7 protein-coding genes are annotated in these 5,868 nt (G+C 64.1%); 6 read left to right on the top strand and 1 reads right to left on the bottom strand.

Annotated elements, in window-relative coordinates:
- Positions 1-152 precede the first annotated feature (152 nt).
- From DLJ49_RS20660 to DLJ49_RS20630, 6 genes are all read left to right on the top strand, one after another.
- A complete protein-coding gene (locus DLJ49_RS20660; RefSeq protein WP_115395401.1) occupies positions 153-827 on the top strand; it encodes a YcbK family protein in 675 nt (224 codons plus the stop codon).
- Positions 824-1,081: a hypothetical protein gene (locus DLJ49_RS20655; protein WP_115395400.1), complete on the top strand. Its 258-nt coding sequence runs from the start codon at positions 824-826 to the stop codon at positions 1,079-1,081. Before DLJ49_RS20660 ends, DLJ49_RS20655 begins: the two co-directional genes overlap by 4 nt.
- Before the next feature lie 280 nt (positions 1,082-1,361).
- Entirely contained in the window at positions 1,362-1,760 is a 399-nt protein-coding gene (locus DLJ49_RS20645; RefSeq protein WP_115395398.1) for a universal stress protein, read from the top strand.
- Positions 1,761-1,787: 27 nt separating this feature from the next.
- The gene (locus tag DLJ49_RS20640) at positions 1,788-3,455 is read left to right on the top strand and encodes a BCCT family transporter (RefSeq protein WP_115395397.1); all 1,668 of its coding nucleotides are present in this window, start codon (positions 1,788-1,790) and stop codon (positions 3,453-3,455) included.
- Positions 3,456-3,585: 130 nt separating this feature from the next.
- Complete coding sequence (locus DLJ49_RS20635) at positions 3,586-4,365, top strand: ion channel (protein ID WP_115395402.1); 780 nt, start codon at positions 3,586-3,588, stop codon at positions 4,363-4,365.
- An 81-nt stretch (positions 4,366-4,446) separates the two neighbouring features.
- The gene (locus DLJ49_RS20630) at positions 4,447-5,262 is read left to right on the top strand and encodes a formate/nitrite transporter family protein (RefSeq protein ID WP_115395396.1); all 816 of its coding nucleotides are present in this window, start codon (positions 4,447-4,449) and stop codon (positions 5,260-5,262) included.
- A 6-nt stretch (positions 5,263-5,268) separates the two neighbouring features.
- Here DLJ49_RS20630 and DLJ49_RS20625 read toward each other — a convergent pair whose 3' ends face one another.
- On the bottom strand, positions 5,269-5,838 hold the full coding sequence (locus DLJ49_RS20625; RefSeq protein ID WP_115395395.1) for an MFS transporter: 570 nt from the start codon (positions 5,836-5,838) through the stop codon (positions 5,269-5,271).
- Between the last annotated feature and the right edge of the window lie 30 nt (positions 5,839-5,868).

Below are 5,868 nucleotides of genomic sequence, written 5' to 3'. Positions count from 1 at the left end.
CGCGCACCGTCAACAGGCGTCGCGCCGCTCGGGAGGGTCTGCACAACCCTCGACCGGTCCTCACGACCGGCCCACGACCGCCAAATCCGCCGCTCAGACGCATTCGGTGAATACTGCGGGTTGAGGCGGGTTTTTCGTTTTCGGAGGACCCCATGACGACGACCTTCCACCGCCATTGGCGTGATGTGCCTGAGGGCACCTGGCGCTGGCCCAACTTCTCCCCCGCCGAGATCGCCTGCCGGGGCACCGGCAAGCTGCTGATCAACGAACCCGCGCTCGACAGGCTGCAGGCGCTGCGCGACCGGCTGGGCAAGCCGCTGATCGTGCGTTCCGCCTATCGCAGCCCCGAGCACAACCGTGCCGTCGGCGGCGCCACCCGGTCGAAGCATCTCGATGGCACGGCCTTCGACATAGCCATGACGAACCACGACCCGGTGGCTTTCGAGGCGGCGGCGCGGGAGTTCGGGTTCCTCGGCTTCGGCTTCTATCCGCGTTCGGGCTTCATCCATGTCGACCTCGGCCCGGCGCGTCAGTGGGGCGAGCGGTTCCCAATCCGGGCGACCGCATTTGCAGCGGAGACGCCGCCCGCGCGCGAAGTGCTGGCCGACAGCCGCACCATGAAGGGTGGTGGCGCGGCCGGCGTTGCGACGCTGGGCGCGGCAGGCGTCGAGGTGGCGCAGAGCGTCCTGGCCGAGACCCAGACCGCCATCCTGCCGCTCGTGCCTTATCTCGACACGTTGCGTTGGGTGTTCATCGCCGCGGCTCTCGGCGGGATCGCGGTCACGATCTACGCTCGGCTCGATGACTGGAAGCGGGGGCGGCGGTGATCTCCGGGCTCCTCGCCGGGATCGCCACGCGCCCATGGATGCGGGCGGCGCTGCGCTACGGAGCCATCGCGCTGGCAGTACTCCTGTTCCTGCTTGCGCTTCGGCGGTCCGGCGAGCGAGCGGGACGCCTCGCCGAACGCCTTGAGACAACGGAGAAGGTCAATGATGTCCAACGCCAGATGCTGGAAGCAGCAGCTCGCCGCCCTCGCGATCGCAACGAGCTTGCTGAGCGCCTGCGCGACGGTCGGTTCTGACGGCACCGGGCCAGGGGTGTGTCCACCGGTCTTCGAGTATAGTCGCCAATTCCAGGCTCGGGCGGCCGAGGAACTGGCCCTGCTGCCGGAGGGATCGGCAGTCGTAGAGATGCTGGTGGACTATGCCGTGATGCGGGAGCAGGGGCAAGTGTGCGAGTAGTAGCTCCGCTTCGTCCCACAAACCACGTCTCGAAAAAAGCAATTACTCTGGCTGATGTTTGAGCATAAAAACGCGAGCGTGCACCTCTCTTGGAGAATCACTGTGCCATATCAACACATCATGGTGCCCATCGACCTTGAACATGCCGATCGCATGGGCAAGGCGATCGACACGGCCCGAGCCCTCGCCAAGCAGTTTAGAGCGAAGTTGACGTTCGTCGGCGTCACGTCAGAAGTTCCTGGACCTTCCGCGCACAACCCTGCCGAATTCGAAAAGAAGATGGCGGCGTTTGCGCAAGAAAGTGCCACCGAACTTCCAGAGGGGGCCAGTTCGAAAACCTATGTCGTGCATGATCCGACCGCGCAAATCGACGGTATTCTCCTCGACGCGGTCAAGGAGATCGGCGCGGATCTTGTGGTGATGGCCTCACATATTCCAAACGTGATGAACGCCATCTGGCCCTCGCATGGGGGCAAGGTGGCCTCGCATGCTGATGTTTCGGTCTTCGTGGTTCGCTGACGCGTACCCGCTCAGGATGAAAATAAAATGACTGAAAATACCAAAAACAACGAAATGGAACCGGACGATCAGCCCGAGGTCGAGCCCATCCCCGAACCTGAAGGCGAAACCGAAATCATCGAGACCGACTTCGAGATTGGACAGGATAACATCGCCAGTTCCTGGAAGCTTGAATTCGACATTCACCAGGTCGTGTTCACCGTTTCGGCGTTGGGGATCGTGGCCTTCACGTTCCTCACGATGGCCTACCAGACCGCGCTGGAGCCGGTGTTCCTGAACGTTCGCGATTGGCTGACCGGCAATCTCGACTGGTTCTTCCTGCTGTCGGGCAACATCTTCGTGCTGCTTTGCCTGTTCCTGATCGTGTCGCCGCTGGGCAAGGTGCGCCTCGGCGGCCCCGACGCGACGCCGTCCTATGGCTATGTCGGCTGGTTCTCGATGCTGTTTGCAGCAGGCATGGGTATCGGGCTGATGTTCTACGGCGTCTCCGAACCGATGAGCCATTTCGGGTCCGCCATGGGCGGCATCAGCGTCGGCGAAGACGGCCTGCGCACCGACTGGGCGCCGCTGGGCGGGGCCGAGGGCGATACCGCCGAGGCCGCGCGCCTTGGCATGGCGGCCACGATCTTTCACTGGGGCCTGCATCCTTGGGCGATCTACGCCGTCGTGGCGCTGGCCCTGTCGCTCTTTGCATACAACAAAGGCCTGCCGCTGACCTTGCGCTCCTGCTTCTACCCGATCTTCGGAGAAAAGGTCTGGGGCTGGCCGGGCAATGTCATCGACATCCTCGCGATCTTCTCGACGATCTTCGGTCTTGCCACATCGCTGGGGATCGGCGCGCAGCAATCGGCTGCGGGCCTGAACTTCCTGTTCGGCACCTCGACCGCCAACCCCATGCTGGTCACGCTGATCATCGTCATCACGGCACTGGCGCTGGTGTCGGTGGTGGCGGGCCTGGATGCGGGCGTCAAACGGCTGTCGGAACTCAACATGGCGCTGGCGGCGATCTTGCTAATCTTCGTGATCGGTTTTGGCCCGACGATGGAAATCGCCTCCGGGTTCTTCTCCAACCTCGTGGCCTACGGGGAATACCTGCCGGCGCTTTCGATGCCCTTCGGGCGTGAGGACGCGAACTTCACGTCGGGTTGGACGGCCTTCTACTGGGCGTGGTGGATCAGCTGGTCGCCCTTCGTGGGCATGTTCATCGCCCGCGTCAGCCGCGGCCGGACGGTGCGCGAATTCCTGATCGCGGTGCTGATCGTTCCGACTGTGCTTTCAGTGCTGTGGATGACCGCGATGGGCGGCACCGCGATCGGGCAGGTGGTGAATGACGGCTTCACCGGGGTGCAGGACGCGGCGCTGGAACTGAAACTGTTCGAGATGCTGACCCAGCTGCCCCTGACCGGGCTGACATCGCTGATCGGCATCATCCTGGTGGTGGTGTTCTTCGTCACCTCCTCGGACTCCGGCTCGCTGGTGATCGACACCATCGCGGCGGGCGGCAAGGTCAATGCCCCTACACCGCAGCGGGTGTTCTGGGCCAGTTTCGAAGGCCTTGTAGCCATCGCGTTGCTGCTGGGCGGCGGTCTTGTGGCGTTGCAGGCGATGGCGGTCTCGACCGGGCTGCCCTTCACCATAGTGCTTTTGGGCGCGTGCTATTCCATCGTGCGCGGCCTGATGAGCGAACCGCGCTGACACATCGGCAGGGCGGCTTTGGGTCGCCCTGCCGGCCTTTGCGACCATGCCGCGCGGCGCGGTCGATGGCGGTGCGTTTTTCGGCGGTCGGGCCGCGCGTTCGTCGGCACACCCGGTTTATGCTGAGTTCATGGAACAGTTTCATCGCGCCGTCAGGCTTCTCTACACCGGCACGAGCGAACGCGCCCGCCGCTTTCGCTACGGGCTGATTGCGTTCGATGCGGCCAGCATCGTCTATTTCATCGCGACCGCTGCGCTGCCGGCGACACCAGCCATCACGGCACTCAATGCCGTTTTGGGCATGGTCATATTGTTGGATTTCGCAGCCCGGATGTGGATCGCCCCAAACCGACGTCGAGAATTGCTGCAAGTCCATACCATCGCCGATCTGATCGTTGTCACATCGTTGCTGCTGGCGCCGTTTCTGGCCGAAAACCTCGGGTTCCTGCGCGTTCTGCGCGGGCTCCGATTGATCCGCTCCTACCATCTGCTGCGCGACCTGCGCAGCGAAAGCCTGATCTTCCGCCGTCACGAGGATGCGATCCTGGCGGCTGTCAACCTGTTCGTCTTCATCTTCGTGACCACGTCGGTCGTTTTCGTGCTGACCTTTGACGAGGCGGCCGGCGTGGCGGGCTACATCGACGCGCTTTACTTCACGGTGGCGACGCTGACGACCACAGGCTTCGGCGACATCACCATGACGACGCCGGGCGGCAAGCTGCTGTCGGTATTCATCATGGTGGTGGGCGTGGCCCTTTTCGTGCAGCTTGCGCGCGCCATCTTCCAGCCATCGAAAATCAAGTATAAGTGCCCTGAATGCGGTCTGAATCGGCACGAGCCGGATGCGATCCACTGCAAGCATTGCGGCGAGCCGCTCAAGATCGAGACGGAGGGCGAGACGGGGGCATGAGGGTACCGGCCACGCCCGATCACTGGCCGAACTGCCGCTGTGCCCGGCGTGCCGCATCCGCTGTATGTTGAAAGAAAACACATGTCCGAAGAAGCCGATCTCGACCGAGACGAAGAAAAACAAGCCAACGAATACGCGAAAGTTCCGACCTCGGTGATCTTCGAGGCGATCCGCCGCGAGGGGGAGCACGAACTGTCTCGTCCGCTGAGCGCGCTCTGGTGGTCGGGCGTCGCCGCGGGGCTGGCGATCAGCACCTCGGTGCTGGCAAAGGGGTTTCTCGCGTCGATCCTGCCCCACGCCGACTGGGCTGCGGGCGTCACCAACCTCGGCTATACGGTGGGCTTCCTGATCGTCATCCTCGGCCGGATGCAGCTGTTCACCGAGAACACGATCACGCCGATCCTGCCGCTGTTTCTCGCGCCGACGCGGTCGACCTTCGCGCAGATCGCGCGGCTGTGGGGTATCGTGTTCGCGGCCAACATGGCGGGCTGTCTGGCTGCGGCGCTGGTTCTGGTGCACGGGCACATCCTGCCCGATGCACGGTTCGAGGGCATTGTCGCCATCTCGCGCCACTATGCCGAAGCGACACCGTTCGAGCATTTCGCCTGGGGTATTCCCGCGGGCTTCCTGATCGCGGCGCTGGTCTGGATCTTGCCGCGGATGGAAAGTGCCGGCGAAGTGCTGATGATCGTGATCATCACCTACATCATCGGGTTGGGCGGCATGTCGCACGTGGTGGCGGGCTCGACCGAGCTGTTCGTGCTCGTCATGGGCGGAGAGCTGGGGCTTGCTCCGGCGATCTTCGGCGGCATCCTCCCGGCTCTCGCCGGAAACGTTCTCGGCGGCACGGGCATCTTCGCGGCGCTGACCTATGCACAGGTGCGTGAGGAGATCTGAGGGCGTTCAGTCCTTCTGCACCTCCTCGAGGTCGCGGGCGAGGATCGCACCCAGCGCCGCGATGACGGCGAAGCCGAGTAGGACCGGTGCGGGGCCGAACCGGTCCGCCGCGATCCCGAACAATCCGCCCGCCATGAGCGCGAGACCGATCAGCGTGTTCGACAGCGCCGTGTAGCGGGCGCGAAACGCATCCTCGGCCATGTCCGTCAGGTGCAGCTTGCGGCCCGCGCGCACCCCCTCATAGGCGATCTGGGCGGCAAAGATCGCCGCCGCAGCACCCACCGGCCCGCCGATCCCGCCAAGCGCAACGCCCACGCCGCCCACCACCGCGAAGACAAGTGCTCCGAGCGCGCCCGCAGCCATCAGCGTCTGGCGGCTGGAATGGTCAGACAGCCGCCCCCAGACATAGGACGCCAGTACCGAAGCCGCGGTCGAGGCCATCACCAGTGGCCCCAGTTGGTCGAGCGCGCTGCGCCCCGGAGCTATGCCGGGAAATGGGTGATGGGGCCTGCGAAGGCGGCGTATCGTGGCCGGTGATGAAGCCTGCCAGAACCTCCCGAAGGAGCGATACGCCATGGACGACGATACCACGATCACCCCGCTTCA

The sequence above is a fragment of the Rhodovulum sp. 12E13 genome (genome assembly GCF_003340565.1).
Classification (GTDB): domain Bacteria; phylum Pseudomonadota; class Alphaproteobacteria; order Rhodobacterales; family Rhodobacteraceae; genus HLUCCA09.
Note: the sequence above shows the minus strand (reverse complement) of the source record. Positions and strands in the feature narration are given on the sequence as shown.